This is a genomic window from Bacillus sp. 005/A4HT-01/001, from assembly GCF_004634445.1.
GTDB lineage: Bacteria > Bacillota > Bacilli > Bacillales > Bacillaceae > Bacillus > Bacillus altitudinis.
The window spans coordinates 1-26,632 of the sequence record NZ_SEIZ01000006.1; the positions used below are offsets into that span (position 1 = coordinate 1).

Genomic DNA, 26,632 nt, shown 5'->3' on the forward strand with positions numbered 1-26,632 from the left:
GTGCTTCTCACAGCTGCCTGCCAGAACATGAAGAAGATTGCCACACACCTAGCAAAGCTAGGCTAGGTGTGTGGGAGACCTTTTTCATATTTTTCATTTAATCTCACCTATCATAATGATGGTGAAAATAAAAAAGCTTGTAGAAAAACATGAGTTTCTCTACAAGCTGAAGACAGGATAATTCCTGTCTCTTTTTATTGCACATGAAAATTCGTTCCATCTGTTGTCTCTTTCACAATCCCTGCACGAATGACAAAATCGCCGAAATGTTCATGTTCTTCTCGTTCTTTTGCGTAGCGGGGGAGAATAGAGCCAAGTTCTTTTAGAATGTCTTCCTCACCCACATTTTCACGGTATAATTTACTTAATCTGCTGCCATCAAATGCGGCACCAAGATACATATTATACTTACCAGGTGATTTTCCGATAAATCCAATCTCTCCAAGCGCATGACGAGCACAACCATTTGGACAACCAGTCATTCGAATGGTGATTTCTTTATCACTTAATCCGTTTTCTTCAACGATGTCTTCGATTTTATCAATCAATCGTGGAAGGTAGCGCTCTGCTTCAGCCATCGCTAAACCGCAAGTTGGCAAAGATACACAAGCCATTGAGCTGCGGCGCAGGGCGGAATGCTGCTGGCCGTCTGATAAACCAAACTTCTGAATGAGCTGTTCGATTTGTTTCTTTTTATGAGTTGTCACATTCCCAATGATTAAATTCTGATTGGCGGTTAGACGGAAGTCACCTGTATGAACTTTGGCGATTTCGCGGATGCCTGTCATCAGCGGATAATCATTATAATCTGTGATGCGTCCGCCTTCTACAAACATCGTATAATGCCATCTGCCATTAATGCCTTTTACCCAGCCATAACGGTCACCGTTATGATCAAAGTGATAGTCCTTTGCCTCTAAAAGAGTAAACCCAAGACGGCGCTCAAGTTCTTCTTTTACATTCTCAAGACCAAGGCGGTCCACCGTATATTTAAAGCGGGCATTTTTTCGCACGGAACGGTTTCCGTAGTCACGTTGAATGGTGATGACTTGTTTGGCAATTTCTACGACTTGTTCAGGTGTACAAAAACCGATGACCTTTGCAAGCTGCGGATAAGTCGCTGTATCACCATGCGTCATACCCATTCCGCCGCCAATTGCGACATTAAAACCGACCAGTTGATCGTTTTCGATAATGGCAATAAAGCCTAAATCCTGCGAAAAGACATCAATATCGTTAGCAGGAGGGACCGCCACACCAATTTTGAATTTCCTTGGCAAATAAAGCGGACCATACATCGGTTCAACTTCCTTATCTGGCGTTACCGCAACCTTTTCCTCATCAAGCCAAATTTCGTGATAAGCTCTTGTTTGCGGGAGCAGGTCATCACTTAATTTTTTCGCCAGCTCGTATACATCATGGTGCACTTCTGATTGATAGGGGTTTGAAGTACACATGACATTCCGGTTCACGTCGCCGCAAGCAGCAATTGTATCAAGCATAGTAGAATGAATGTCTTGAATGGTCTTTTTCATGTTCCATTTTAAAATACCGTGAAGCTGAAAGGTTTCACGAGTAGTCAGCTTTAACGTACCGTTTCCGTATTTGTGAGCAAGCTCATCCATCACAAGCCACTGCTTAGATGTGGCGATTCCGCCAGGCAGACGGACACGCAGCATAAATTGATAGGCAGGCTCAAGCTTTTGTTTTTGTCGTTCATTTCTCAGATCACGATCGTCTTGTAAGTAGCTGCCGTGATGCTTCATCAGACGGTTGTCATCATCAGGAATTCCCGCTGAAATCGGATCAAGCATCACTTCTTTTAACGTACCCCGTAAATAATCACTTTTTTCTTTGATTTCCTCTACGTCGCTCGGAGGTCCATCCGGCGCTGTTAATGCTGTCTTCACCATGTAAGTAAAAGCTCCTTTCTTTCAAGCATCAAATCAATAAACGTCACGCTGATAGCGTTTTTGTTGCTGTAAGTTGGCAAGATAGCTTTCTGCTTTTTCTTTGCTCATCGCACCTTCTTCTTGAATGATGGATAGAAGGGTATTGTGGACATCATGCGCCATATGCTTTTCATCTCCGCAAATATACACGTAAGCACCTTGCTCAAGCCATTCAAATAATTCTTTGCTTTGTTTCTTCATTTGGTGCTGGACATATACTTTTTCCTCAGTATCTCTTGAAAAAGCCACGTCCATTTTCGTTAAGACGCCGTCCTTTAACCACTTTTGCCATTCCGTTTGGTATAAGAAATCCGTCACAAAATGCTGATCACCGAAGAATAACCATGACTTTCCGTTTGCACCCAGTTCCTCACGCTCCTGCATAAATGAACGGAAAGGGGCGATGCCTGTGCCTGGTCCTACCATAATGATCGGTGCATCTGGATCTTGAGGAAGCTTAAAGTTTTGGTTGTGCTGAATATAAACAGGTAACGTATCACCTGGCTGCAGGCGCTCTGCACATAGAATCGAACAGACACCTTGGCGTTCTCTGCCGTGCGCATCATATCTGACAGCCCCTATCGTCAAATGAACCTCTTCGTCATTTGCTTTGAGACTGCTTGCAATGGAATAAAGGCGTGCAGGGATTTTTCTTAAAATGGACGTGAAATCTGCGGCGGTTCCTTCAAAAGGACCGAAATCACGAGCCGCATCTACTAAGTCCCGGCCTGCGATATATTCTTTCAGTTTTTCTTCGTTTCCTTCTTCTAAAAGGGCATGCAAGGATTCGCTTTTTGTCAGTTCAGCGATCTTTTGAAGAAGTGGTTTTGTTAAAACCGTGATCTCAAAATGCGAGGTGAGTGCGTCTTTTAAAGGAAGAGTGTCTCCATTTTTATGAACGGTGACGGATTCTTCTGCATTCCACCCGCATGTTTGAATCAGTTCGTCGACAAGCGCAGGATCATTTGTCGGATAAATGCCAAGGCTGTCACCTGGCTCATACACGAGGCCTGATCCTTCAAGAGAAAGCTCTAAGTGACGTGTTTCTTTATTAGATCCACGCCCATTTAAGTTGATATTTTCAAGAACTTCAGCATAAAAAGGATTCGTTCTTGAATATTCAGAAACGGCCGTACTGTTGGCTCCCGCTGATTCTTGCGGCAGTGAGACAGCTTCACCTTCACTCAAAGAAGAGGCAACACCTTGAAGCCATTCTGAAAACGGCTCATCATAATCAAGGTCACAGTCCACTCGGTCAAACAGGCGAGTACCGCCAAGCTCTTGGAAGCGTTCATCAAATTCTTTTCCTGTCTGACAGAAGAATTCGTATGAGCTGTCACCTAATGAAAGGACAGAAAAGCTTAAATGATCGAGCTTTGGCGCACGTCTGCCGTGAACATATTCATGGAACGAAAGGGCATTATCCGGCGGATCTCCTTCGCCATGTGTGCTGACAATGACCAGTAAATTGTTTATTTTTTTCAGATTATTCGGTTTAAAATCGGACATAGAAGAGAGCGTCACTTGAAAGCCTTTCTCTTCAAGATGCTGGGCTGTCTTTTTTGCTAACCCTTCGGAATTGCCTGTTTGCGACCCATAAAGCACGGTCACATCTTTGCTCACAGGCTGTACAGGTGCTGCGGCAGAAGGCGCCGGAGTGACAGCTTCTGAGCCGGCAAGCGCTGCCTGCGCTGATAAATAACCAGTAAGCCAAATTTTTTGCTGATCTGTTAAAGTCGGAAGCAGCTGATTGAGTAACTCTGCCTGCTCCTGGCTAAACGGACTGTTCAATACATGAAGTTGCAACAATATCCACCTCACAAGGAATATAAACATAGATTAATTCGATAGGAATTATATATATAGGTTCAATTTGAACTTTACCGAAAGTTTGCCATTAAGTAAAATATATAATATTGATTGTCATGATTAAGATTTCTAATAGCTGTGCAAGGTGAAATGAACATGTTTAGTCAAGGAGGTAATATTAGTATTATTAGAGATTTAGAAGATCCAAAAGTTAAGTTTAAGTTAGCAAAGAATGTGTCAATCCATAGAAAGGAATTAGAAAAATTAAATCTGAGTCAAATTTCTGATTTACGAATTTATGCGAAAGATAAATACGAAAGAGCTGCCAATTTTTCTACAAAAGCTTCAATTATTACAATAACAATTGTGCCAATATTTTTATTTTTGAATTCTTACTTTAATTCATATTTTAACTTTGGATTAAATTTTATTTCTAGAAAATACAATTCTAACGATCCGAAATTACTTGATAGCTCACATGAGCAGCAGAATGATTTTGATAAACTTTCATTCAGTATATTTGATACTTATTTATATTGTGCTTCAAGTATTTTAATAATTGTTTTTATCGTTCTTCTCATTAGAAGATTTGATGTTTCCAAAACAAATAAACTTTTCAATTTAATTGATGAAATATATTTAATGAAATTAAAACGAGAGGAAAAATTCCAAGAGGATTATAGACAATTGCAAAAGATAAGAGCTGTGAATTGGAAAGTAATCTCTTTTGGTTATTATTCTGATCGTTTAGAGATTTTGATGAAATCTCCAAATTTAAAAGAAGCTGAATTTTTTATGTTCTATGAATTAGACCATATTAAAGAAGTTGAAGTAATTTTGGGAATTAGTTAAAAATTAAATTCTCGATTATTCATCAAATAATACTCTTCTTATTGATAAGTATTATCATGATCTAATCATTATGGATAAGAATAAATAGGAGAGTATGAGATGTTCTTAAAATTCGAACTGGGTTCTTATTGTTAAATAAAGAAAGGAGAAAAACCTTAAGGTTTTTCTCCTTTCTTAAATTACGCCGTTGGAAGTCCCATCACAGCTTTCACTTCTAAATATTCCTCGATACCGAAGTCTCCCCATTCTCTTCCGATACCAGACTGCTTAAAACCGCCAAATGGGGCAAAGTAATCTGTTTCAGCATTGTTAATGGTGATTTGACCGGCACGAATATGTTCAGCGACATATTTTAATGTTTTTTCATCTTGACCAACAACATACCCAGCAAGACCATACACTGTATCGTTGGCGATCTCAAGGGCATGATCGAGGTCTTGATACGTGATCACACTCATGACCGGCCCAAAGATTTCTTCTTGCGCAATGGTCATATCATTTTTCACATTGGTGAAAATGGTATGCTTGGCGAAATACCCTTTATCGATTCCGTCTGGCTTTCCAGTTCCCCCAGCAAGAAGGGTAGCACCTTCTTCGATTCCTTTTTCAATATAAGATTGCACCGTATCCCATTGCTTTTTAGAAACAAGCGGGCCAGTAGCGTGATCTTCTCTCGGATCACCAACTGTAAACTTCGGCAGGGCGTTCAGCAGCGCTTTTTCAAACTTGCCTTTCATTGATTCTGGGATCAGCACACGTGTAGCTGCAGAACACACTTGACCTGTATTCATCGCAATATGATGAATGGCTGTTTCTGCTGCTTCGTCCACATCTGCATCGTCTAAGACGATAAGAGGGGATTTTCCGCCAAGCTCAAGTGCTACTTTCTTCACATTGTCCGCTGCGTTTTCCATAATTTTAGAGCCGACGGCACCTGATCCTGTAAATGAAACGAAGTCAATATCAGGGTGTGAGCTAATGCCGTCACCAATCACGTCACCCGTTCCGTTTACTAAGTTGAAGACTCCTTTCGGTACACCTGCTTCATCAATAATTTCTGCAAGAATCATCGCAGCAAAAGGGGTAATTTCCGCTGGCTTTAAGACAACTGGTGAACCTGCCGCAATGGCACCCGCAATTTTAAGAGATGTCTGATTCGTCGGGAAGTTCCACGGTGTAATCAATCCACTGACACCAATTGCCTCTTTTATAATCGTATGTCCACCACGATCTTCGGTAAATGTATAAGATTTCAGTGCTTCCGCTGCTTTAGAAAAATGTTCATAACCCATTTTGTAATGAACTTCTTCGGACACTTTCAGCGGTGCACCAAGCTCTTTTGTCATCACTTCTACAAGTTCATCCTTGCGTTTTTCGTACCCGCGCACAATGTTTTCCAGCATTTCTACTCGTTCATTTCGAGATGTTTTTGAGAAAGAAGGGAAGGCGGCTCGGGCTGCTTTGACTGCCTTATCTAAATCTTCTTTCGTTCCTAAACTAATGGTGCCAATGACTTCCTCTGTCGCAGGGTTAATGACCTCCGTCGTTTCGTTTCCTGTTGATGCGACCCATTCTCCATTAATAAAGTGTTTCTCTTGATTTCTCATTCTGACATGTCTCCTTTTTATGTGTGATTCAATCCATTATTTTGTTTTCAGCTGATATAAAACTGTACCCACTGTGAAAAATCTAAAACAGAGAAACTGCATAAGAAAAAGTTTCTGATATAATACGCAAAGTGGGACATATGTCCTTTTCAACATGAGGGCATCTATCATTTAATGGAACTAGACTGAAAAAAGAAGGAGCTTTTGAACGAATGAAAGGTGTTATTTTCGCATTATTAGGAGGCGCTTGTATTACACTGCAAGGCGTAGCCAACGCCAGAATTAGTCAAGATATCGGGACGTGGCAGGCGGCAACGATCACGCAGCTGACAGGGTTTATCATCTCTCTCGTCATTTTACTCATCGTACGGGATGGCCACTTTAAGGAATACAAAAAAGTGCAGCCTCTTTATTTAATTGGAGGTGCATTTGCAGCCATTATTATCTTTAATGAGGTCACTGCCATTCAAATCATTGGTGTGACACTCACCATCGCTGCTTTACTTATCGCACAGCTTGCGTTTACCTTTGCCATCGATGCAAAAGGATGGTTTGGTGTTCAGAAGAAAAAAATGAAATGGCCCCATTATGCAGGCATCTTTTTAATGATTGCAGGCGTCATCATCTTAAAACTATAAAGGAGGGCATCAGATGGAGGAGCTGCATGATGAATCTCTTTTTTCCTCTTATATGAAGACGCATCAGTTACAGAATGTCTTTCATCAAAAACTCATCTCACATGTGAGCTTGTGGCGCTATCAGCAAGGTGAGCTGATTTGTTCAAAAGGGGATAAAAGGGAGTATATGTACTTGCTGGTGAAAGGAAAATTAAAGATTTTCACCACCACAAAGGAAGGAAAAACATTTATTCTTTGCTTTAAAAACCCACTTGAAGCGATTGGAGATATTGAATACGTTCAGCAGACAGATATGGTCAATACAGTTGAAGCCGTTACAGAAGTACATATGCTCAGGATTTCTCATCAAGCCCTCATGCGGCATGCAAAGGACGATCCACGAGTTTTAACCTTTTTGCTCAAGGGCATCACAAACAAATTTTATACAAAATCAAATGATTTAAGCTTCCACCTTTTATACCCTGTAGAGGTCAGGCTTGCAAGCTATTTATTGTCTGTTTTAACAGGTGATGATGACGCGCACGCACGGCCGCTTCGCCTCACGGATGCAGCGAGCTTAATTGGAACAAGCTACCGCCATATTAATCGGGTCATTCAGCAGTTCCAAGAAAAAGGGCTGATTGAAAGGCGAAGAGGAAAGATTACGATTTGTGATCAAAAAGGGCTTTTAGAAATAGCAGAACACAACATTTATGAATAGAAGAAACGAAGGGACTTATATATGATCATAGGAATAATATTAGCTGTCACTGCTGGGGCACTTGTCAGCTTACAAACCATTTTTAATAGTAAAGTTAATGAGCATACAGGCTCTTGGTCAACAACGACGCTAGTTCTAGGAATGGGCTTTATTGCTTCACTTTTGATGGGTCTTTTGTTAGAAGGAACCGGCATGTTTCAATTAAGGCATATGGAAGCCTGGTACTGGATAAGCGGAGCCATCGGGGTAGGCGTTGTCATCTGTCTTGTTCAGAGCATCAAACGTCTCGGTCCCACTTATGGAATCTCGATTGTTCTCACCTCCCAGCTAGGTTGTGCGCTTCTATTTGATTCGCTTGGCTGGCTTGGGTTAGAAAAAGTAACATTTTCTTTTACAAAATTATTAGGTGTACTTGTCATTGTGGCAGGAATCCTCGTATTTAAGTTAACCAAGCTGGAACCAGTAGAAGAGGAGCAGTCAAGAGAAAAAGGGCTGCCACAAAAGTAGCTGCCCTTTTATTTAAATCAACCGCCGCCATAAAACCGTTATGGTAGATAAACCAGTTAAAAGGAGCCTTTTCATGAAAGGCTTTTTTTTCTGTCCATAGTCGCTTGCTTTATATTCTGTTCGATCTTTCGCTACGAGAACACTATAAGCGATTTTTCGTTCGATTGCTTCCGTAAGAGATAACGCAAATGGTGCACTATCAATCACCAAAATCGATTCAGTATTTAAAAAGCTGGATCTTGCATCTAGATTATATGTTCCAATAATACTTAAGTTATCATCAATGACCATTGATTTCGCGTGAATTGAATACGGCCCTTGATATTCATACAAATGAACACCCGTTTTCATGAGTTCCTTTTTCGTGCTTAAATATCCTGCAAATGCTAAAGGGTTTGGTGTCGCTGTAAGAGAATTTGTCACGACCGTCGTTTGAATATCACTTGGTAATGGCGTGAGTCCGTCTTTCATTGGCCGTGTCGGTATGACATAAGGCGTCTGGATCAGAACCGAACGCTTTGACCGCTGTGCGAGATCGTTTAACTTTTTCAAGACGAGCGGACGTTTATTTAAGCGTTCCACTGGATTTGTGAAAAATGCAATCTGCTTTGCACGAATGGCGTCTTTTGCCCAATCATATGTGGACGTGACAAAGGGTTCTTTTGTACGAATGGCTTCCTGATAAGATCGAAGTAGCTGTTTTCTTAGCTTTTTTCCTTTTTTCGCTTTTGCCTTGGAAAATACATCTTTTGTTCTTTTCGTAAAATCATGATTCCACAAATAAACGAAATACTGCTCCATTTCATCTAATACTTTTCCTTTTTTGGCGTTGTAGAGCAGCACATCTCGGTCATATGCAAAGTCTTTCGGCGGCTGATCTGCAAAGTATTTATCACCAATATTTCTGCCGCCCATGACAGCGACCCTGCCATCTACCAAAAGAAGCTTATCGTGAAGGCGGTTATGCCACGTCCATGGCTTGAACAAACGAAAAGGCTCATAAAAACGAATGGCCATATTCGGATGATTCGCCACAGCATAACGCAAATGCTTCAGCGGTCCACGCAGGCTATGGCAAATGCCATCTAACAACAGCTGAACTTTTACTCCTCGATCAGCCGCTTCAATTAAAGCACCAAGCACCCATTCGGCGGTTTTTCCTTTTTGAATGGAATAATAACTCAAACGAATGTTCTTTTTAGCCTCGCGAATCATTTGAACTCTCACTTGACCCGATTCAAATCCGTCATCAAGCAGCATGACTTGATTTATGCCTTGGTCGTCTCCTGAGATGGAAGAAGCTTTATAGATGCAATGTTCTTTACATGTTTTTTGAAACGGTAAATAAAACAAGACAAATGCGGTCAAAAATACATACACCACATATAAAAGGATCAGAAAAAACAAGAATTGAAGCACAGTGATCAACTCCTTTCACACAAACCGTTCTTTTTCTTAGTTTATGTTAAAAACAAAATTTCACTCATCCAGCTTTCCCAATGAAAAATACAGGATAAAAGAATCACCTTGTTTTCATAGGGCATTTAATTATAGTATGAAATGAGTAAGGAGGAATCGCATTGAATGAACCATTATTTAATATACCAAGTGATGTGTACCAAACGTTAAGTGAAACAGAACGTTATTTACTGCATTATATTCACCAGCATTTAGAGGATATCTCCACCTTATCCATCGTCACATTAAGTGAAAGAGCCAACGTATCGACGGCGACCATTGTCAGACTGATGAAGAAAATCGGATACAACGGCTATACATCCTTTAAATATCGATTGAAACAAGAAAAGAAAATGACAGATGATAGTGATCAACTAAAAAATATTGACGAAGACATCAAACTAGCCATTCGAAAAAATGAAGAAGAGGTCTTAAAGACGATTCAACTGCAAAGTATTGGGCAAATTGAGGATGCGGTTCAAAAGATCCATGATGCAGACAAAATTTATATTTTTGGCAGAGGCTTTTCAGAGATGATCGCCAAAGAGATGACCATCAAATTGCAGCTCATCGGAAAAACATGTGAAGTTCATGACGACCCGAATATCATTCGGCTCAAATCACGTGACATTGATAAAAACGAGCTTGCCATCTTTGTTTCATTAAATGGAGAAACGTCGGAACTAGTGGAAGCCTGCCAAAACCTCAGTATGAAGCAGGTCACGACCATTACGGTCACAACTAGAATTGATTCTACATTAAGTAAAATATCAGATATGACACTCGTCGGATATAAAGGGGAACAATCATTCTTCCCAGATTATGAAGTCAGGTCCCGCCTGTCGCTTCATGTCATTGCCCGTATTTTACTAGACGCCTATGTGATTCGGATGAAATAAACACTCAAAAAGCCTTCCACACTTTATGATGGGGGGCTTTTTACCGTGAAAACCTTTACACAATCTGAAAACATTTTCACTGAATCGTATGAGATACTTTCTTTAGAGAAAAGAAAGAAGGTGAAACCAATTGATTTATACCTGCACCTTAAATCCTGCTATTGACCTATATATTGCATTAAAAGAAATGCGGGCAGATACAGTCAACCGCACGGAAGATGAGGATTATCAGCCGAATGGAAAAGGTGTTAATGTCTCCATTATGCTAAAGAAATATGGCTTCACCAGCACTGCATTAGGATTTATTGCTGGGTTTTCAGGTTCATATATTGAACAATCGTTAAACGATCTCTCCATTCAAACTGATTTTATCCCAGTGGATGGGATTACACGCATTAATGTATTTATTAACACAACGGAAGAATACAAGCTTGTGAATCAAGGACCTGCTATTGAGGCAAAAGCGCTTGATGCCTTTCGCGAAAAAATCTCGACCATTCCAAAAGGCAGCATCTTCATTATGTCAGGCAGTCTGCCTAAAGGCGTTCCTGCTAGCATTTTCTCAGAGATAGCCGCTATTTGTCATCAAAACAACGTGAAATTTATTTTAGACACAAGCTCTAAAGCGGTTTTAGAGACTCTTCAGTACAAACCATATTTACTAAAACCAAATGAAGAAGAGATTGCCGCATTTTTTGGAAAAACCCACCGTTTATCAGAAACAGAACTCGTTGAATCAGGACGAAAGCTGATCGAGATGGGTGCAGAGCAAGTACTCATTTCCCGAGGAGGAGAAGGTGCACTATTCCTTACAAATGAAGCCGTATTAAAAGGAAATGCACCAATAGGAACGGTCGTAAACACGGCTTGTTCTGGTGATGCCATGCTCGCTGCATTCCTAAGTAAACAGCTGGAAGGACAACCACATGAAGAATGCTTACGCTACGGCATTGCAACAGGGGCATCTACCGCCTTTTCAAAAGGGTTAAGTGATTTACATGACATTGATTCATTAATTGAGCAAATACACATTCAGAACATATAAGGGGGAGTTCACATGAGCCGCAAGAAAATTGTCGCTGCCACTGGCTGTCCAACAGGCATTGCGCATACATTTATGGCAGCTGAGGCATTAAAAATCGCAGCTGAGCAATTAGGGGTCGACATCAAAGTTGAAACGCATGGTCAAGTAGGAATTGAAAACGCTTTAACGGATCAAGACATTTTGGAGGCCGATGGGGTCATTGTCGCTGCTGACAAAGATGTGAATACAGATCGTTTTCACGGCAAACCACTCATTGAAGTGCCTGTAGCAAAGGGGATTCGCACACCAAATGAACTGATTCAAGGCATTATCAATGGAGAAGCTCCCGTTCATCAAGTGAAAGGAAGAGCTTCTGGAACAGAAAAAACATCTGCGCCTTCATCAGCTCAACAAAAGTCAGCGAATAAGTGGATACACACCATCTACAAACATTTAATGAACGGTGTATCACACATGCTTCCATTTGTTGTTGGAGGCGGGGTCTTAATTGCTTTATCTTTTCTATTCGGTATTTACTCAGCTGATCCTCAGCATGAAACGTATCATCCGTTTGCTGCCTACTTGAAAAACATTGGCGGACTCGGCTTCAGCTTAATGGTGCCTATTTTAGCAGCATTTATCGCTGATTCAATCGCCAAACGCCCAGGGATGGTTGTCGGATTTATCGGTGGCTTGCTTGCAAACGATGGAGGCGCTGGATTCTTAGGTGGTATTATCGCAGGTTTTGCAGCAGGGTATATCATCGTACTTCTTCAATTCCTGCTTCAAAAATTACCAGCATCACTTGACGGATTAAAATCAATTTTCATCTATCCTGTCATTGGTATTTTCTTAATCGGGGCTGTCATGACCCCGCTATTAGTTCCAATTACAGCGCTAAATCATTCATTAATGGATTTTCTCTCATCAGTTCAATCCACCAATCCATTGCTTTTAGGTTTAATTGTTGGAGCCATGTGTGGATTTGATATGGGAGGACCTTTTAACAAAGCAGCCTATGTCACAGGAACGGCTTTACTCGCAGAAGGTAACCTTTACTTCATGGCAGGGGTGTCAGCAGCATGTATCACACCGCCGCTTATCATTGCGATTGCCACAACGATTTTCCGAAAACATTTCACACCACAGGAACGAAATGCTGGGATGATCAACTATATTCTCGGAGCGACTCATATTACCGAAGGAGCCATTCCATTTGCAGCCAAAAACCCAGTCGTTGTCCTGCCAATTATCATGTTTGGTTCCGCCATCTCTGCTATATTGACGTATCTCTTTGGCGTACAGGTTCCTGCTCCGCACGGTGGATTCCTTGTCCTTCCAGTCGTCACAGGCGCATTTCAGTGGGTGCTTTCCATACTCATCGGCTCACTTGTAGGTGCGATTCTATACGGACTTTACCGCAAGAAAATAGACAAACCCGCAGTTTAATAGGGAGGAAGAGAAATGATGGAACATATTTATATGAATCTGCATGAAACAGCTTCTTCACAGGCTGGCGTTTTCGCAGCCATAGCTGACATTGCCTCTGAAGCAGGGATTTGTACATCTCCTGAGGCTGTCAAAAAAGGACTAGCTGAAAGAGAAGCTCTGAGTACAACCGGCTTTCAAGATGGATTTGCCATTCCGCATACACAGTCAGACGCCATTCAAGTACCGGCACTCGTCATCGTCCGTACAGAAACCGGAATCGAATGGGACGCTTTTGATGGGAAGCCTTGCTTTTTCTTCTTATCCTTGCTCATTCCAAAAAGTGAAGCAGGAACCACTCACTTACAAGCACTTTCTGCTCTTTCACGCGGATTAATGGATGAAATGAAACGGCAAAAACTGCTCGAAACAAGAACAAATGAAGAAATGCTCGCTGTATTAAAAACAGATATTTTGACGAGAGAGGATGTTTGACCATGCCTTTACTTTCCACAACACCTATGCTTGAAGCAGCAAAAAAAGAAAAATACGGAATTGTCGCATTCAATGTACATTCCTTTGATAGTATTTACTGGGTACTCGAAACGGCAGCTGAATTAAAATCACCTGTCATTTTGCAAACAACGGTTGGCACGGTCCAATCGCTTGGCGCAAAAGCCATTGCAGATACAGTAAAGGCGGCAGCGGATCAATACCAAATACCAATCGGCCTTCATCTCGATCATTGCACTGATTTTGATGTGATTCTTACTTGTATACGAGCAGGATATACATCTGTGATGATCGATGCTTCCATGCATTCATATGAAGAAAATGTACGCCGCACAAAAGAAGTGGTGGACCTTGCCTTAAAAGTAGGAGTGAATGTGGAAGCCGAGTTAGGCAAGGTAGGCGGGGTAGAAGATGATATTGTCGTGGATGAAAAAGATGCTGAAAAAGCCATTCCATCTGAATGCCGTCAATTTGTAGAAGAAACTAGTGTACCTACTTTAGCACCTGCGATCGGCACGGCCCACGGCATCTATAAAGGGGTGCCGGATATCGACTTTGACCGCATTGAACAAATTGCAGCGCTTGTCGATGTGCCGCTTGTCCTTCATGGTGGTTCAGCTGTACCAGATGAAGATGTCAAAAGATGTGTCGCACTCGGTATGGCAAAGGTCAATGTGTCCACTGAACTGAAAAATGCATACTCTGAAGCGATTCGTGATCATTTCTCAAACGAACCTGAAAGCTTAGATCCGCGTATGTATTTACAAAAAGCAAAACAAGCAGCCAAAGACATGGTCACATCTAAAATAAAGATCGTTGGCAGTGAAGGAAAAGCCCAACTTTTATATCAATAAGATGAAAAAAAGCAGAGCCGCATCGCTCTGCTTTTTTCACATTATTCGCTTTCTTTCATTTCATTTGATGTACGTACTCGTGCATTTCCCATAAATACGACCGTAATCGCCGCAAGTGCAATCGGGAATAAAGCAATCATAAATACATACGTAATACTTTGTGACATCGCATCAATCACTTTATTTAAAATATCAGGCGGAATTTGTGAGCGTGCCCCCTCTTGGAAAATGGCTTGTGGATCACCAACTTGAGAAGAAGCTCCTTTCATTCCGCTAAAAGCATCTGCTAAACGATTTGTCAGGACATTGGTTTGAATCGTTCCAAAAATCGTCACGCCTAAAGTCATCCCAAGTGATCTCATGAACGAATTGGTAGAATTAGCACTGCCGCGGTAGCGCGGAGAGAGATCATTCATTGAAGCAGATGGCAGAAGGGAGAAGCTAAATCCAACGCCAAAACCTGAAATCATCATAAAGAGCGTAAGCCACAATCTTGCTGTATCAGGCGACATATTGGCAAGCAGCAGCATCCCAGCAAAAAATGAAATCACAGAGATGGTCATTAATCGTCTAAAAGGTACTTTCGTCTGCATCGTTCCACCAATCATACTGCCAATCACGGACCCAATCATCATCGGTGTTAAAATAAACCCAGCACTTGTTGCAGATTCACCGTACACTGCCTGGACGAAGATAGGAATAAAGACAGCTAGAATAATAAACGTCCCGCCATATAAAAACGCCAAAATTTGAGATGTCGCAAACAGACGATTTTTAAACATCCAAAATGAAATAATCGGTTCTTCTGCCTTCCGTTCAACAATGAAGAAGATGGTGCCGAAGACAACAAACACAGCAAATAGTGTCAAGATTTGAACAGAATCCCATGCATACGATTTACCGCCAAGCTCAAGAGCGAACATTAAACTGACAACCGCAACGACAAGTGTAATGGCACCTGACCAGTCAATTTTCTGCTTGCGATGCTCAAGCGATTCTTGATAAAATTTGGCGATTAAGAATACACTGACGATACCAATTGGTACGTTAATATAAAACACCCAATGCCAGCCGATCGAATCCGTAATAATTGCTCCTAACAGCGGTCCTAATACACTGGATAGACCAAAAACTGCACCAAACATACCGGACATTTTCCCGCGTTTTTCTGGCGGGAAGATATCAAAGATAATCGTGAAAGCGATCGGAAGAAGAGCACCGCCTCCAAGTCCTTGAATCGCACGGTAAATAATGAGCTGATCCATTGTTTGTGCGATGCCGCACAGCGCAGATCCAATTAAAAAGAAAATAAGTCCAAACAGAAAAAAACGCTTTCGACCATACATATCTGAAAGCTTTCCATAAATCGGCATACCTGCCATCACTGCCACCATGTAAGATGCAGTCACCCAAGCAAATTTATCAAAACTGCCCAAATCGGCGACGATGCTTCCCATTGCTGTTGCGACAATGGTGTTGTCCATCGCTGCCATAAAAATTCCTAACAGCAAACCGATGACAACAAAGCGAGTGGATGCCTTGCCTTTATGATCCACGTTATTCATTTCATTACCTCCTGCTTACGTTCTCTTCACTTTTTTGCTATGATCAACTTAAATATAAAGTAAGAGAACATTTATCTTGATGATCAAGATAAATTGATTTTAAAGGGAGGAGAACAAGTTGTCAATAAAGAACGAGGCTGAAGATCGAGCGGACCAGATCATTCATACGATGAGACGCCTTGCTACACGAACAGTCCTATTTCACCAAGCAGCCGCTCAATCGCTCGGCCTTTTCCCAACAGATCTCAAATCAGCAGATTTGTTAAACGAACTTGGACCACTCACAGCAGGTGAATTAAGTGAAAAAACTGGTCTTAGCTCAGGTGCGGTCACCGCTCTCATTGACCGGTTAGAAAAAGCAGGCTACGTCAAAAGGGAGAAGGACCCAAAAGACAAGCGAAGAGTCATCATTGTTCCATTAACGGCTGGGAAATCACAAGTGAAGGAACTCTTTCAATCTTTATCGGCATCCACCAAAAAACTCACAAATGAATACAAGCCAGAAGAATTGGATTTAATCATTCAATTTATTTCAGAAGCAGCTGAAATCATGGATCAAGAGCTGCAATTGCTTAAGTCTAAATCGTAAGAAAGCACACTGATGCGTTAACTACACCGAAATAAGTAAAGCGAGAAATGAACGAAAACAACAAAGATGCTCTCATTGCATCTCTAAAAAAACAAAAAGTTGGAAGAGGAAAATAGGCAATTAAGAGAGCAACTGAAAGTAGCATATGCAGATGTCTATAAAAATTTATAAGAGAGAACAACGTTCACCCTCCTTCAACTAACGGAGCAGTATAGCGCAAGAAGAAGTTGCTGAAATAATGATAAGTATATTAGGATGCTTATCCTAAAAAGGGGAGGTATAACAGAAAGTGGAGATTATAAAGTTTAAGGAAACTGATACAAAGGAGATTATTTCATTGTTTTATGAAACAGTTCATTCCGTAAATTCAAAAGATTATTCCCAAGTACAATTGGATGCTTGGGCACCAAGAGATGAAAAAGAATCTAAAATGAATTCTTGGAAGGAATCATTGAGTCAAAATATAACATTTGTTGCTAAAGTGAATGGTAAAGTTGTTGGTTTTAGCGATTTAACGCATACCGGGTACTTAGATAGACTATTCGTTCATAAAGATTATCAAGGACAAGGTATAGCCACAGCTTTAGTTGATATGCTCGAATCTGAGGCAAAGAAACTAAAGCTTTTAGAAATTGATACCGAAGCAAGTATCACAGCTAAGCCATTTTTTGAACATCTAGGTTACAAAATTGTTTGTTCACAAACTGTGGAAAAAAAGGGGGTTAAGTTGGCTAATTTTAAAATGCTAAAAAAAATAAAATAATCATTTTTTTGTTATGCTAACAGGTGCGTTAGTTTAAGAAGAAAGGGTATAACATATTCGTTATATAAAATATGTTATACCCTTTAATAGACAAGAAAAATGAACCGAATATGTTGTCCAGAAAGAAGAACCTGCGGACGCTGATCATTGAGCACTTAAAATGCCTTGATTGGTGTCCGTTTTTTGAAGAAACGCACCTTTCTCTGATTAAATAGAAGCTGTTTTTGTATCTTTATTCCTATTTCATGACATTCCTTGTGTTGGTAAAATTGACCTTGTCAATGAATAGGAAGGAGTGAATTCTGCTGGGGAAGATACTTGATGCAAAAGCACTAACCAGTGCCATGGATACAAGGTCAAAACACTATCAGGAACTCCGCGAACAAATGGTAGATTTAAAAAAGGCATTACAAGGTGTTGCCAACCTCGGTGATGATTTCACTGGAAAAGGTGCCGATAACATTAAAAGCTTCTATAAAGAACTCGCTGGAAATGTAGACATGTTTATTAGCTTTAATGATAAGCAAAAAGCCTTTCATGAAGGTGTTTCTGGGACACTGGATGATACGAGCTTTGGCGGCGATACCTTTATAGAGGAACACTTTTTAGACAATGCAGTACATATGGGCATCAAGAATGCAAAAAGCATTGTGAAAGATCAAAAACAGGCACTCAAAACGATTTTTCAAGATATTGATGACCTCATTTCCCTAGAGGTATTTGATAGCCAAACCTTTGCTGAAAAAATAGAAGATGCGGAAGATGAACGAAAAAAGACGGTCAAAGAACTAAGAGAGCTTGATCAAAATTTAAAAGATGAATATGCTTTGTCAGAGACGGAGCAGCAAGCTACAATGGCATTGTACGCAGAAATGATCAATGCCACAAATGACGGAAAATCCATTTCGCCTATGAATTTTGACAAGAAAGCGTATCAAAATAGCGAAATCTACAAGGCAAAAAGCGATATTGAGAAGCAAACTTCTGAATATCTAAAAATCAAAAAAGATCAAGAAGAAGCCCGCAAGATCGCAAAGGAACAAGAAGCGCTCGCCAACCGTCCGTGGTATGAAAAAGCCCTTGATTACGGTGGGAATATCGTTAATGAGCTGACAGGCGTGAACGATGCAAAACGTGCCGCAACAGGTGTCGATCCGATCACAGGTGAAGAACTCACCGCAGGACAGCGAGTCGCCGCAGGCAGCATGGCAGCAGCAGGCTACATCCCGATCGTCGGATGGGCAGGACGTATTTTCAAAGGCGGTAAAGCCGTTTATAAAACGACTCAAGCCACGTCCGCCGCAGTCAGAGCGGTCGACATTTACAAGACATCACAGAAGTCTTTTGACGCCCTGAAAACGTCTCAAAAAGGCTTATATGGCCTCACCGCAACAAACGGCTTCAGCGAAGCGATTACGGGTCGAGATATGTTTGGAAATAAGATCTCGAAAGAACAACAGGAAGCGAGTATGAATGCGGCGCTGGGGATGCTTTTGCCGTTTGGGGCAAAAGGGTTTCATGGGAAGATAGGTTTAAGTTCTCAAAGTCCAGAAGGATTTAATCGAAAAAGGGCTTTGCGACACGCTAAGGATTTAGGGGGGATACCTAGGTCTCAACAGCCTACTCGTCAATGGCAAGTAGGAGATAATGTTTTTAAGAAAGGGCAAGAATATCGTAATTATGAGTACAGTTCTAACCATACTCACCATGGCCGGTACTATGAATTTGATACCCCAAAAGGAAAAAGAGTTATAGTGCAACATACTAATGATGGAAAATTACACACTCACGCAGGGAAACCAAAAGAGGGTGCAGATCCATTTAATTATGATTTTAAAAAAGAAAGATATTCAAATATATATGGACCAAATGGTGATCACCATATCTATTACAATGAATAACGAGGTATGAAAAATATGGCATATAAAAATGAAAAAATACAGAAAAAAATTGCTTTGATGAATGCTAAAAAGAAAATACAACATTTAGCATATATTGAGGTAATTGATTTTGAAGATGATACTTCTCAATGGCTAAAATTATGTGAAACAGTATTAAAACAATTTCGTCAAATAGATTCAACACCTTCCGAAATATTAACAAATACAGACAAAGACTCGATTATGACTTGGTTAAAAAATTCATTAGATTTTCTCAAAGAGAAAAAAGAATGGTTTATTTTAATTGAAAATGACCCTTTTCCTGTTTGGGCAAATGTAAAAGCTTTAGATTTCGATAAGGCAATTGAAGAAATTTGGCTATTTTCAGAGAATCATAGCATCATTGTAGCAGATAAAATAACAGGTAAAATTGCTCAAATATTTTCAGAAGAAAAACACTTTGAACTTCATATTGGAAACTGCGCAATTTAATTGTAAGCAAGATTAATTGATCAAAGAGCAGAACCACAACCTGTTTTCTATGAGATGAAGGTTTTTAAACTCGACTATTTAAACTGATAATTTTAATGATAATAGGTGATTCAATGAATGAGAGCTCTAGTTATTTAAAGAAGTTAGAAGATTTTTTAGGTGGGACATTTCATCAGGATATTGATTCACCAGAGGAAGCGTTAGATGAGTTTATCCATGAAGCTAGCAAAGAATGTCTGCTGTCTACTATAAAGGATTGTCAGGGTTTTTTGAATAGTACTCTAACAATACAAAAAAAAGAAAGCTTTATTGAAAATAATGCAGAAATATACTTTCCGGCGATCTCATTAAACCCTATACAGTGGTTTAATCAAATAATAGAGGAAATGAAAAAAGCAGTGAAAATGCAGTAACAAAATGAACCTTGATTGGCTAATACCTTTCAAGGTTTTTTGTGTTGATTGAACTTCATACCGAAAAAAGTGGAGATAAAAATAGAAAGTTGAAGTGGTATTTTGATAAAGAGTCGATTCACAACATTCAATTATGAAATTCACGCTCTAAGTTTCAAACAAAATCGTTCATGAACCACCAATCTTATTCCCATGCTTCTTTTAATAAACAAATACCTCTTTCGATTTGTTCAAGAGAAAGGTTTGCGAAACCGAGCAGTATGTGCGGTTGTACAGGTGGATTTTCGATAAATAAATGACTTGTTGGATAAACTTTAACATGCTGTTGAAGAGCTTTTTCAATTAATTCTTTTTCGGAATAGGGAGTGTGTATACGTAACATGATATATAACCCTGCATTGTCACCAATGATCTCAATTTGTTTTCCAAATAAATGTTGAACTTGTTGTACCAATAAATTCATTTTCCTTTTATAAGTATTGCGCATACGCTTAATATGCTTTGTCCATTCACCACTTTTCATAAATTCAGTCATGGTCAGTTGGTGCAATAACGAAGCATTATGTTCGAAATGTTCAAATTTGCTCATATAGATATTGATTAATGAATCAGGTAACACCATATATGCTAATCGTATAGCTGGTAGAAATGCTTTTGAAAACGTACCAAAATAAATGACATGTGCAGCATCTAAAGAGGCTAAAGCAGGAAATGGTTTTTGTCCATATCGAAATTCTCCATCGTAATCGTCCTCTAATAAGAAACCGTTATTTGATCGTACCCATTGAATCAATTCAATTCTCTGTTGAATCGATAGTGCAGTACCAGTAGGATATTGATGTGAAGGTGTTATGTACAATAATTTCCCGCTTTTATTTACGAGTGAGTCCAATAATACACCTTGTTTTGATGCAGGAATACTTTCAATCTCAAATCCATGTAAATGACAGACCTCACGTACACCGCTATAACCAGGGTTTTCAACAATCATACTAGAAAAACGTTCTTTTAATAGAAATCCCAAATACAACAGTAGTTGCTGTGTATTACTTCCAACGATAATATTTTTGAGGTTAATGATCATACCTCTGGCTTGAAATAAATAATCAGCCAGTTCTTGTTTAAACCCCGGTTCTCCAAAAGGTTCTCCATATTGAAAGCTAATAGATTGCTGCAGAACTTTGTTGGAAATTTGCCGCCAAACTTTTAAAGGGAATTGTTCCTCATCAACAGTACTTGCTTTGAAATCAATGAAATCGATCAATTGTATTGGTTCATTTCTAGGTACTTCTGAAATAGAGGTATGAAGAAATATCGGTTCAAATTCATTGACACTATAGCTTTTACGCTCATTGGCTTGAATATATCCTTCAGCTAATAATTGATCATATGCTTGTAGTGTAGTGTGGCGACTAACACCTAGGTCATTGGCTAGTGAACGAATGGAAGGAAGATTTTCTCCTGTTTTTAACTTTCCCTCCTCGATTAACTTTTTAAATTGCTCATAAATTTGTTTATATTTTGGTTGATTGGCACTGAAAGGGAAAATATAATGTTTCATTTCTTCATTCCTCCCTTCTGACATTTAATAAAGTATAAATCTGTACATTTTTACATGTCAGAATATCGATTATTATACTACTAATTGATATGAAAAGGGGATAGAAGAGTGGATATAGTAAGAGCTAATGAAAATGATTTAAAACAAGTTTCGGTTCTATTTGATCAATATCGTCAATTTTATAAACAGACTTCTAATATAGAAGGTGCTTATCATTTTCTAGTGGAACGATACCGTAAACAAGAGTCTATTTTGTTTGTTGCAAAGCAAGGTGAACAATATGTAGGATTTGTACAACTGTATCCCACATTTTCATCTGTTGCGATGAAAGATGCGTTCATTTTAAATGATTTGTTTGTTATAAACGATTTTCGTCAAAAGGGAGTAGGTAAGGAATTGATGAAAAAAGCATTTTCATTTGCAAACGATAAAGGAGCCAGATTTATCTGTTTAGAAACAGCGACTTCTAATATAAAAGCACAACAATTGTATGAAAAAATGGGCATGACAAGCGATTCTTCAACTCAGCACTATATTTATTATTGGGATTGAACGCAGAAGAATGAAGTTTTGGGATGGCAGAAAATTTAATATAACTCGGTCAAAAAAAGATGAATATGCTTTGTCAGAGACGGATCAGCAAGCTACAATGGCATTGTACACTGAATTGATTGCAACAAAATGACGAAACAGCGATTCCTATGGATTTTGACAAGAAAGACTTTAAAAAACACAAAGGGGGGTAATTTTATTGAATTCTTATGATGAAGATCTAATAAAGGATTTGGAATTAAAAGACCTTCTTAAATATGTCAAAGTACATAAAAATCCAAAAATTTATTTAGACTTAATAGAACAAAAATTTGATTTTGCTGGTTCAAAAATAGATTGGTTACAAACCAATAAACATTATAGTAAGAGCTCAAATCATGAATCGTTACTTTCTGATGCTCTTCTCTTTATAACTGAATTAAAAGAAAAATATTTAGATAATAACTTACAAGTAATTTACATAGGGGATAACCTTACAGAGTTTGGGTACCAGTTTGAATTAAAACATCTAGAAGAGTTACTAGTCTATTTTTTAGATATCCCACAGCACCACTACTTTATATCATTAGAAGGTGATTGGAGTATTTGTATTTCATTTGAAAACGATTTGGATTTCGGATTTAGTTTAAACAAAAAATAAGTTTAAGCGTCACATATAGGAAAAATAAAAAATGAATAAGAAGTGAAAAAACCTTGACTGGCTTTATACCATTCTAGGTTTTTTGCGTTTATTCGTCCTCAAACACGTAAAAGAAGACAAAGAGCTCTTTGTATACAAGTCTCAAAGCACACTCAAACGAGTGTGCTTTTTCTTATAACAAAAGAACACCCAAAAACCTGCACAACATTTACTGAAAACATTTGGACTTCTTTGACTCATGCGAGTTGATTAGACTTATAACCAAAGGGAAGAGGGGAGGGATTCCAACTGCACTTAACCAAAAGGGGCACGACTTTATTATCGATGCTGCTTCACACGACCACTTATCTATCAATTGAAGATTTACAGAATCGACTGAATGTCTCTACTCGAACGGTCTACGCTGAAATCAAACGAATGAATAGTTGGCTGGAAACCCATCAGCTTAGTGGCGTCCAGCGAAAAGATCAACGAGGCTACTATTTACATCCACACGAGAAAGAAGTCATTATCGAAAAAGCTGACACTGTTCTTGTCGGTCATGACTATGAACCATGTGTAAAAGAAAGACGTGCCATCTTGCTCCTATCCATTGCATGCAGTGAAAAGCATCTAAAAATTGATGATTTTATGGAGATGACGAAGGTAAGCCGCAATACACTGCTTGAAGATATGAAACAACTAAAAGAAGCACTTTCAAAACAGCAGCTTACACTTCATTATCAGGCGGCCAGTGGCTATTTAATTTCAGGAGAAGAAAGAACAATTCGGTTGGCGCTGAAACCTTATATTCATTTCATTCGCACCATGATAAAAAATGAAAAAACGTTTCCATCGGTTTGGTTAAAGGGTCCTATCTCATATAAGAGAATACATGATCTCCTTCAACAATCCGAACAAGATCTGAAGCTTGAATTTGCAGATGACATGCTGGATCAGCTGTCTATGGATCTCTTTTTCTACTTTAAACGGATGAAGCTAGGACGTGCTGTACACATTTCAACAGAAGAAAAACGGACACTGCAGGAAACAGATGAATGCTTGGCTGCTATTCGTTTCATGGCGCAAATTCAAAAAGAAACCAGTCTTTTGGTTCATGATGATGAAATCTATTTTCTTAGCACCTTATGGCTCAGTGCCAAAAAACAAAAACTTCCAACAAGTCAAAAACCAGAAGAACATCTCATTCGAACCATTGCGAGACAAATGATCATGGACTTTCAGCGTTATGCGTGTATTTCCTTCCAGGAAGTAGAAGTCTTGGAACAAAACTTAACCATGCATTTAATTCCGGCCTATTATAGGCTCATCTATCACATTGAGATCATCAATGAATTAACAGATTCCATGAAACATGCACAGCCAGAGGTGTTTGACATCACGCAAAAGGTTGCTTGCCATTTAGAGAAGGCAGCCTGTTCAAAGATGAGCGATCATGAAATTGCCTATGTGGCGATGCATTTTGGCGGCTGGATGAGAAGAGAAGGGATTTCATCGATTGCGAAACGTTCTGTTTACATTGTCTGCGGAGAAGGAATTGGCACAAGTCACATGCTGAAAACGCAGCTTCTTGAATTAATCGGCTACATCGACATACGCGGACTGTTATCAAAACGTTCATATGAAGAATTAACATCCATTGATGCCGACTTTGTTGTGTCAACGACACCTATTTCGTTTAAAGGAAAACCTGTTCATCTCGTTCACCCTATTCTCACTGCTTATGAGAAAAAAACATTGCTTCAATATGGAGAAGGCTCAGAACCTAAGCTTGATGAGCACCATGTGAATGCTTTATTCAATATCATTCAGCAGCATACCATCGTTCAAAATGAAAAAGCATTGCTTCATGACCTGAAGGAGCTGCTTCATCCCACATATGTATCACACCAGAAAGGGTGGAAACCAGTGTTAAACGATTTATTAACAGAAGAAACCATTCAGCTCCAGCAAACAGCAGACACATGGCAGGAGGCCATTACAAAAGCAGCGCAGCCTTTGCTTGATCAACAAGCGATTCAGGAAAGTTATGTGAAAGCGATGATCCAGTCTGTTCATCAAAATGGCCCTTATATTGTGATTGCGCCACAAGTGGCGATTCCGCATTCCAGACCAGAGGATGGCGTGAACAAATTAAGCATGTCACTTATGTCATGTCATCAGCCCGTTTCCTTTTCAAAGGATGGAAAAAAGCAAGTTCGTCTCATCATTGTATTAGCTGCCATTGACAGTATGACCCACCTGAAAGCACTCAAACAGCTGACGATGCTGTTAAGTGAAGAAAAACGGGTGAGACAATTGATTGAAGCAGAGGAATTAGCAGCCATTCAACAACTAATCAATCAATTTTCACAAGTATAAAGGAGGAAAAAGAAGATGAAAAAAATTCTAGTTGTATGCGGAAACGGTTTAGGAAGCAGCTTTATTGTTGAAATGAATGTCAAAAAGGCATTAGAAGAATTAGGACTTTTAGCAGAAGTAGATCACACCGATCTCAGTACAAGCAAAAATGAACAAGCAGACCTCTATATTGGCGCAACAGATATTATCGATCAGCTGGATGACGGCACAAGAAAGGTCGCTGGATTAAATAACTTGTTAGACCAGGAAGCCATTAAAGACGTCCTTCGTAAACACATATAATCGACGGAAAAAGGGGGATTCACATCATGATAGAACTGATCATGAACGATATATTGGGCACACCCGCAATTCTCATCGGTTTGTTTGCACTCGCTGGTTTGCTTTTGCAGAAAAAGTCAGCTGCCGATACTGTATCAGGCACCTTAAAAACAACAATGGGTTTTTTAATATTAGGAGCGGGCGCCACAGTCGTATCTGATTCACTTGGGGTTTTCAGGAAGATGTTTGAAGCAGCCTTTCACATTCAAGGGGTTGTCCCAAATACAGATGCCATGGCGGCCATTGCCCAAAAGGAATTCGGTACACAGACAGCGCTCATTATGATTTTTGGTATGTTGGTCAATTTGCTTTTGGCAAAATTCACACCCTTTAAATACGTCTTTTTAACTGGTCATCATACGCTATATATGGCGGCTATGCTTGCAGTTGTTCTTTCAACAGCCGGCATGCAAGGGACGCTGCTGATCACCACTGGTTCAATCGTATTAGGTGCAGCGATGGTCATTGCTCCCGCAATCCTTCAGCCGTTTACAAGGAAAGTCACTGGAAGTGATGATTTGGCGCTCGGTCATTTCAGTACGTTCGGCTATTTTACAGCGGGAATGATCGGCAAATGGGTCGGGCGCCCAGAGAAATCAACGGAAACCATTCAAGTGCCTAAGTCACTCGGCTTTCTAAGAGATACATCGGTGGCCATCTCCATTACGATGGCTTTGCTTTTCTTTGCGATTGCACCGTTTGCGGGAATTTCATTCATAGAAAACATTAGTGGTGGTACGAACTTTGCTATCTTCATTCTCATTCAGGCCATTACCTTTGCTGCTGGGGTGTACATTATTTTAGCAGGTGTACGGATGGCAATCGGGGAAATTGTGCCTGCTTTCAAAGGGATTGCCGATCGTTTCGTCAAAGGGGCAAAGCCAGCACTTGATGCGCCAACTGTTTTCCCATTTGCTCCAAATGCAGTGATCATCGGTTTTTTATGCAGTTTTGCAGGAGGCATCGTGTCTATTTTCCTTCTTCCTTTGTTTGGTTTAACTGTCATTGTTCCTGGACTTGTGCCACACTTTTTCTGCGGTGCGACAGCGGGCGTATATGGCAATGCAACGGGGGGAGTGAGAGGTGCAGTCGCCGGTTCCTTTGTGAATGGAATACTCCTTTCATTTTTACCAGCTTGTTTACTCCCTGTGTTAGGCACTCTTGGCTTTGAAGGGACAACATTTGGCGATACAGACTTCGGTATCATCGGAATATTGATTGGATTGATCAAATTTTTATTTCATCTTTAAAAAG

At 39.8% G+C, this 26,632-nt stretch carries 24 protein-coding genes and 2 pseudogenes; 20 read left to right on the forward strand and 6 right to left on the reverse strand.

Annotated elements, in window-relative coordinates:
* Nucleotides 1-194: 194 nt before the first annotated feature.
* Complete coding sequence (gene cysI / locus ES896_RS16095; protein ID WP_035391846.1) at nucleotides 195-1,913, reverse strand: assimilatory sulfite reductase (NADPH) hemoprotein subunit; 1,719 nt, start codon at nucleotides 1,911-1,913, stop codon at nucleotides 195-197.
* A gap of 33 nt (nucleotides 1,914-1,946) precedes the next feature.
* The gene (locus ES896_RS16100; RefSeq protein ID WP_035391849.1) at nucleotides 1,947-3,758 is read right to left on the reverse strand and encodes an assimilatory sulfite reductase (NADPH) flavoprotein subunit; all 1,812 of its coding nucleotides are present in this window, start codon (nucleotides 3,756-3,758) and stop codon (nucleotides 1,947-1,949) included.
* Between the two features lie 159 nt (nucleotides 3,759-3,917).
* On the opposite strand from ES896_RS16100, the gene ES896_RS16105 reads away from it, so the two are divergent.
* Nucleotides 3,918-4,613 carry a hypothetical protein gene (locus ES896_RS16105; protein WP_135227030.1) on the forward strand — a complete coding sequence of 232 codons (696 nt, stop codon included), beginning with the start codon at nucleotides 3,918-3,920 and terminating at the stop codon, nucleotides 4,611-4,613.
* Between the two features lie 179 nt (nucleotides 4,614-4,792).
* On the opposite strand, the gene ES896_RS16110 is transcribed toward ES896_RS16105, so the two are convergent.
* Nucleotides 4,793-6,220: an aldehyde dehydrogenase family protein gene (locus tag ES896_RS16110; RefSeq protein WP_035391854.1), complete on the reverse strand. Its 1,428-nt coding sequence runs from the start codon at nucleotides 6,218-6,220 to the stop codon at nucleotides 4,793-4,795.
* Nucleotides 6,221-6,432: 212 nt separating this feature from the next.
* On the opposite strand from ES896_RS16110, the gene ES896_RS16115 reads away from it, so the two are divergent.
* Genes ES896_RS16115 through ES896_RS16125 form a run of 3 tightly spaced genes read left to right on the forward strand, consistent with a single transcriptional unit; the run spans nucleotide 6,433 to nucleotide 8,065 of the window.
* On the forward strand, nucleotides 6,433-6,858 hold the full coding sequence (locus tag ES896_RS16115) for a DMT family transporter (RefSeq protein ID WP_008343684.1): 426 nt from the start codon (nucleotides 6,433-6,435) through the stop codon (nucleotides 6,856-6,858).
* 13 nt (nucleotides 6,859-6,871) lie between these two features.
* The gene (locus tag ES896_RS16120; RefSeq protein ID WP_035704488.1) at nucleotides 6,872-7,558 is read left to right on the forward strand and encodes a Crp/Fnr family transcriptional regulator; all 687 of its coding nucleotides are present in this window, start codon (nucleotides 6,872-6,874) and stop codon (nucleotides 7,556-7,558) included.
* 21 nt (nucleotides 7,559-7,579) lie between these two features.
* Nucleotides 7,580-8,065, forward strand: coding sequence for a DMT family transporter (locus ES896_RS16125; protein ID WP_024718278.1), 486 nt, complete (start codon nucleotides 7,580-7,582; stop codon nucleotides 8,063-8,065).
* A 12-nt stretch (nucleotides 8,066-8,077) separates the two neighbouring features.
* Here ES896_RS16125 and ES896_RS16130 read toward each other — a convergent pair whose 3' ends face one another.
* Nucleotides 8,078-9,484, reverse strand: a complete 1,407-nt coding sequence (locus ES896_RS16130; RefSeq protein ID WP_135227031.1) for a phospholipase D-like domain-containing protein — start codon at nucleotides 9,482-9,484, stop codon at nucleotides 8,078-8,080.
* A gap of 161 nt (nucleotides 9,485-9,645) precedes the next feature.
* Here ES896_RS16130 and ES896_RS16135 point away from each other — a divergent pair, with 161 nt between their 5' ends.
* The 5 genes from ES896_RS16135 (at nucleotide 9,646) to ES896_RS16155 (ending at nucleotide 14,241) form a co-directional block, all read left to right on the forward strand.
* Nucleotides 9,646-10,422 (forward strand): MurR/RpiR family transcriptional regulator, encoded by a 777-nt coding sequence (locus ES896_RS16135; RefSeq protein ID WP_007499235.1) that lies wholly within the window; start codon nucleotides 9,646-9,648, stop codon nucleotides 10,420-10,422.
* A 130-nt stretch (nucleotides 10,423-10,552) separates the two neighbouring features.
* The gene (gene pfkB / locus ES896_RS16140; protein WP_041092776.1) at nucleotides 10,553-11,467 is read left to right on the forward strand and encodes a 1-phosphofructokinase; all 915 of its coding nucleotides are present in this window, start codon (nucleotides 10,553-10,555) and stop codon (nucleotides 11,465-11,467) included.
* A gap of 12 nt (nucleotides 11,468-11,479) precedes the next feature.
* The gene (locus ES896_RS16145) at nucleotides 11,480-12,895 is read left to right on the forward strand and encodes a PTS fructose transporter subunit IIC (RefSeq protein WP_113747425.1); all 1,416 of its coding nucleotides are present in this window, start codon (nucleotides 11,480-11,482) and stop codon (nucleotides 12,893-12,895) included.
* Nucleotides 12,896-12,910: 15 nt separating this feature from the next.
* Nucleotides 12,911-13,369, forward strand: a complete 459-nt coding sequence (locus ES896_RS16150) for a PTS sugar transporter subunit IIA (RefSeq protein WP_017359532.1) — start codon at nucleotides 12,911-12,913, stop codon at nucleotides 13,367-13,369.
* Nucleotides 13,370-13,371: 2 nt separating this feature from the next.
* Nucleotides 13,372-14,241, forward strand: coding sequence for a class II fructose-bisphosphate aldolase (locus ES896_RS16155; protein WP_017359533.1), 870 nt, complete (start codon nucleotides 13,372-13,374; stop codon nucleotides 14,239-14,241).
* Between the two features lie 43 nt (nucleotides 14,242-14,284).
* Here the strand turns inward: ES896_RS16155 and ES896_RS16160 are convergent.
* Nucleotides 14,285-15,806, reverse strand: a pseudogene (locus tag ES896_RS16160) (MDR family MFS transporter); the annotation flags it as partial.
* 169 nt (nucleotides 15,807-15,975) lie between these two features.
* On the opposite strand from ES896_RS16160, the gene ES896_RS16165 reads away from it, so the two are divergent.
* The 6 genes and pseudogenes from ES896_RS16165 to ES896_RS16190 all read left to right on the forward strand — a co-directional run bounded on the left by ES896_RS16165 (nucleotide 15,976) and on the right by ES896_RS16190 (nucleotide 19,943).
* Entirely contained in the window at nucleotides 15,976-16,395 is a 420-nt protein-coding gene (locus ES896_RS16165; RefSeq protein ID WP_050805674.1) for a MarR family winged helix-turn-helix transcriptional regulator, read from the forward strand.
* Nucleotides 16,396-16,430: 35 nt separating this feature from the next.
* Nucleotides 16,431-16,566, forward strand: a pseudogene (locus ES896_RS20330) (DUF6262 family protein); the annotation flags it as partial.
* A 118-nt stretch (nucleotides 16,567-16,684) separates the two neighbouring features.
* On the forward strand, nucleotides 16,685-17,158 hold the full coding sequence (locus ES896_RS16175; protein WP_017359536.1) for a GNAT family N-acetyltransferase: 474 nt from the start codon (nucleotides 16,685-16,687) through the stop codon (nucleotides 17,156-17,158).
* Between the two features lie 302 nt (nucleotides 17,159-17,460).
* A complete protein-coding gene (locus ES896_RS16180) occupies nucleotides 17,461-19,059 on the forward strand; it encodes a T7SS effector LXG polymorphic toxin (RefSeq protein WP_135227032.1) in 1,599 nt (532 codons plus the stop codon).
* A gap of 15 nt (nucleotides 19,060-19,074) precedes the next feature.
* Entirely contained in the window at nucleotides 19,075-19,530 is a 456-nt protein-coding gene (locus ES896_RS16185) for a hypothetical protein (protein WP_017359538.1), read from the forward strand.
* Between the two features lie 113 nt (nucleotides 19,531-19,643).
* Complete coding sequence (locus ES896_RS16190) at nucleotides 19,644-19,943, forward strand: contact-dependent growth inhibition system immunity protein (protein ID WP_017359539.1); 300 nt, start codon at nucleotides 19,644-19,646, stop codon at nucleotides 19,941-19,943.
* 184 nt (nucleotides 19,944-20,127) lie between these two features.
* Here the strand turns inward: ES896_RS16190 and pdxR are convergent, their stop codons facing one another.
* The gene (gene pdxR / locus ES896_RS16195) at nucleotides 20,128-21,504 is read right to left on the reverse strand and encodes a MocR-like pyridoxine biosynthesis transcription factor PdxR (protein ID WP_135227033.1); all 1,377 of its coding nucleotides are present in this window, start codon (nucleotides 21,502-21,504) and stop codon (nucleotides 20,128-20,130) included.
* A gap of 108 nt (nucleotides 21,505-21,612) precedes the next feature.
* Here pdxR and ES896_RS16200 point away from each other — a divergent pair, with 108 nt between their 5' ends.
* The 5 genes from ES896_RS16200 to ES896_RS16220 all read left to right on the forward strand — a co-directional run bounded on the left by ES896_RS16200 (nucleotide 21,613) and on the right by ES896_RS16220 (nucleotide 26,628).
* The gene (locus ES896_RS16200; RefSeq protein ID WP_074042008.1) at nucleotides 21,613-22,056 is read left to right on the forward strand and encodes a GNAT family N-acetyltransferase; all 444 of its coding nucleotides are present in this window, start codon (nucleotides 21,613-21,615) and stop codon (nucleotides 22,054-22,056) included.
* Nucleotides 22,057-22,255: 199 nt separating this feature from the next.
* Nucleotides 22,256-22,696 carry a hypothetical protein gene (locus ES896_RS16205; RefSeq protein ID WP_008343720.1) on the forward strand — a complete coding sequence of 147 codons (441 nt, stop codon included), beginning with the start codon at nucleotides 22,256-22,258 and terminating at the stop codon, nucleotides 22,694-22,696.
* A gap of 288 nt (nucleotides 22,697-22,984) precedes the next feature.
* A complete protein-coding gene (locus ES896_RS16210) occupies nucleotides 22,985-25,057 on the forward strand; it encodes a BglG family transcription antiterminator (RefSeq protein WP_276320962.1) in 2,073 nt (690 codons plus the stop codon).
* Between the two features lie 15 nt (nucleotides 25,058-25,072).
* Nucleotides 25,073-25,339 (forward strand): PTS sugar transporter subunit IIB, encoded by a 267-nt coding sequence (locus ES896_RS16215; protein WP_017359544.1) that lies wholly within the window; start codon nucleotides 25,073-25,075, stop codon nucleotides 25,337-25,339.
* A gap of 26 nt (nucleotides 25,340-25,365) precedes the next feature.
* A complete protein-coding gene (locus ES896_RS16220; protein WP_135227035.1) occupies nucleotides 25,366-26,628 on the forward strand; it encodes a PTS ascorbate transporter subunit IIC in 1,263 nt (420 codons plus the stop codon).
* Nucleotides 26,629-26,632 lie beyond the last annotated feature (4 nt).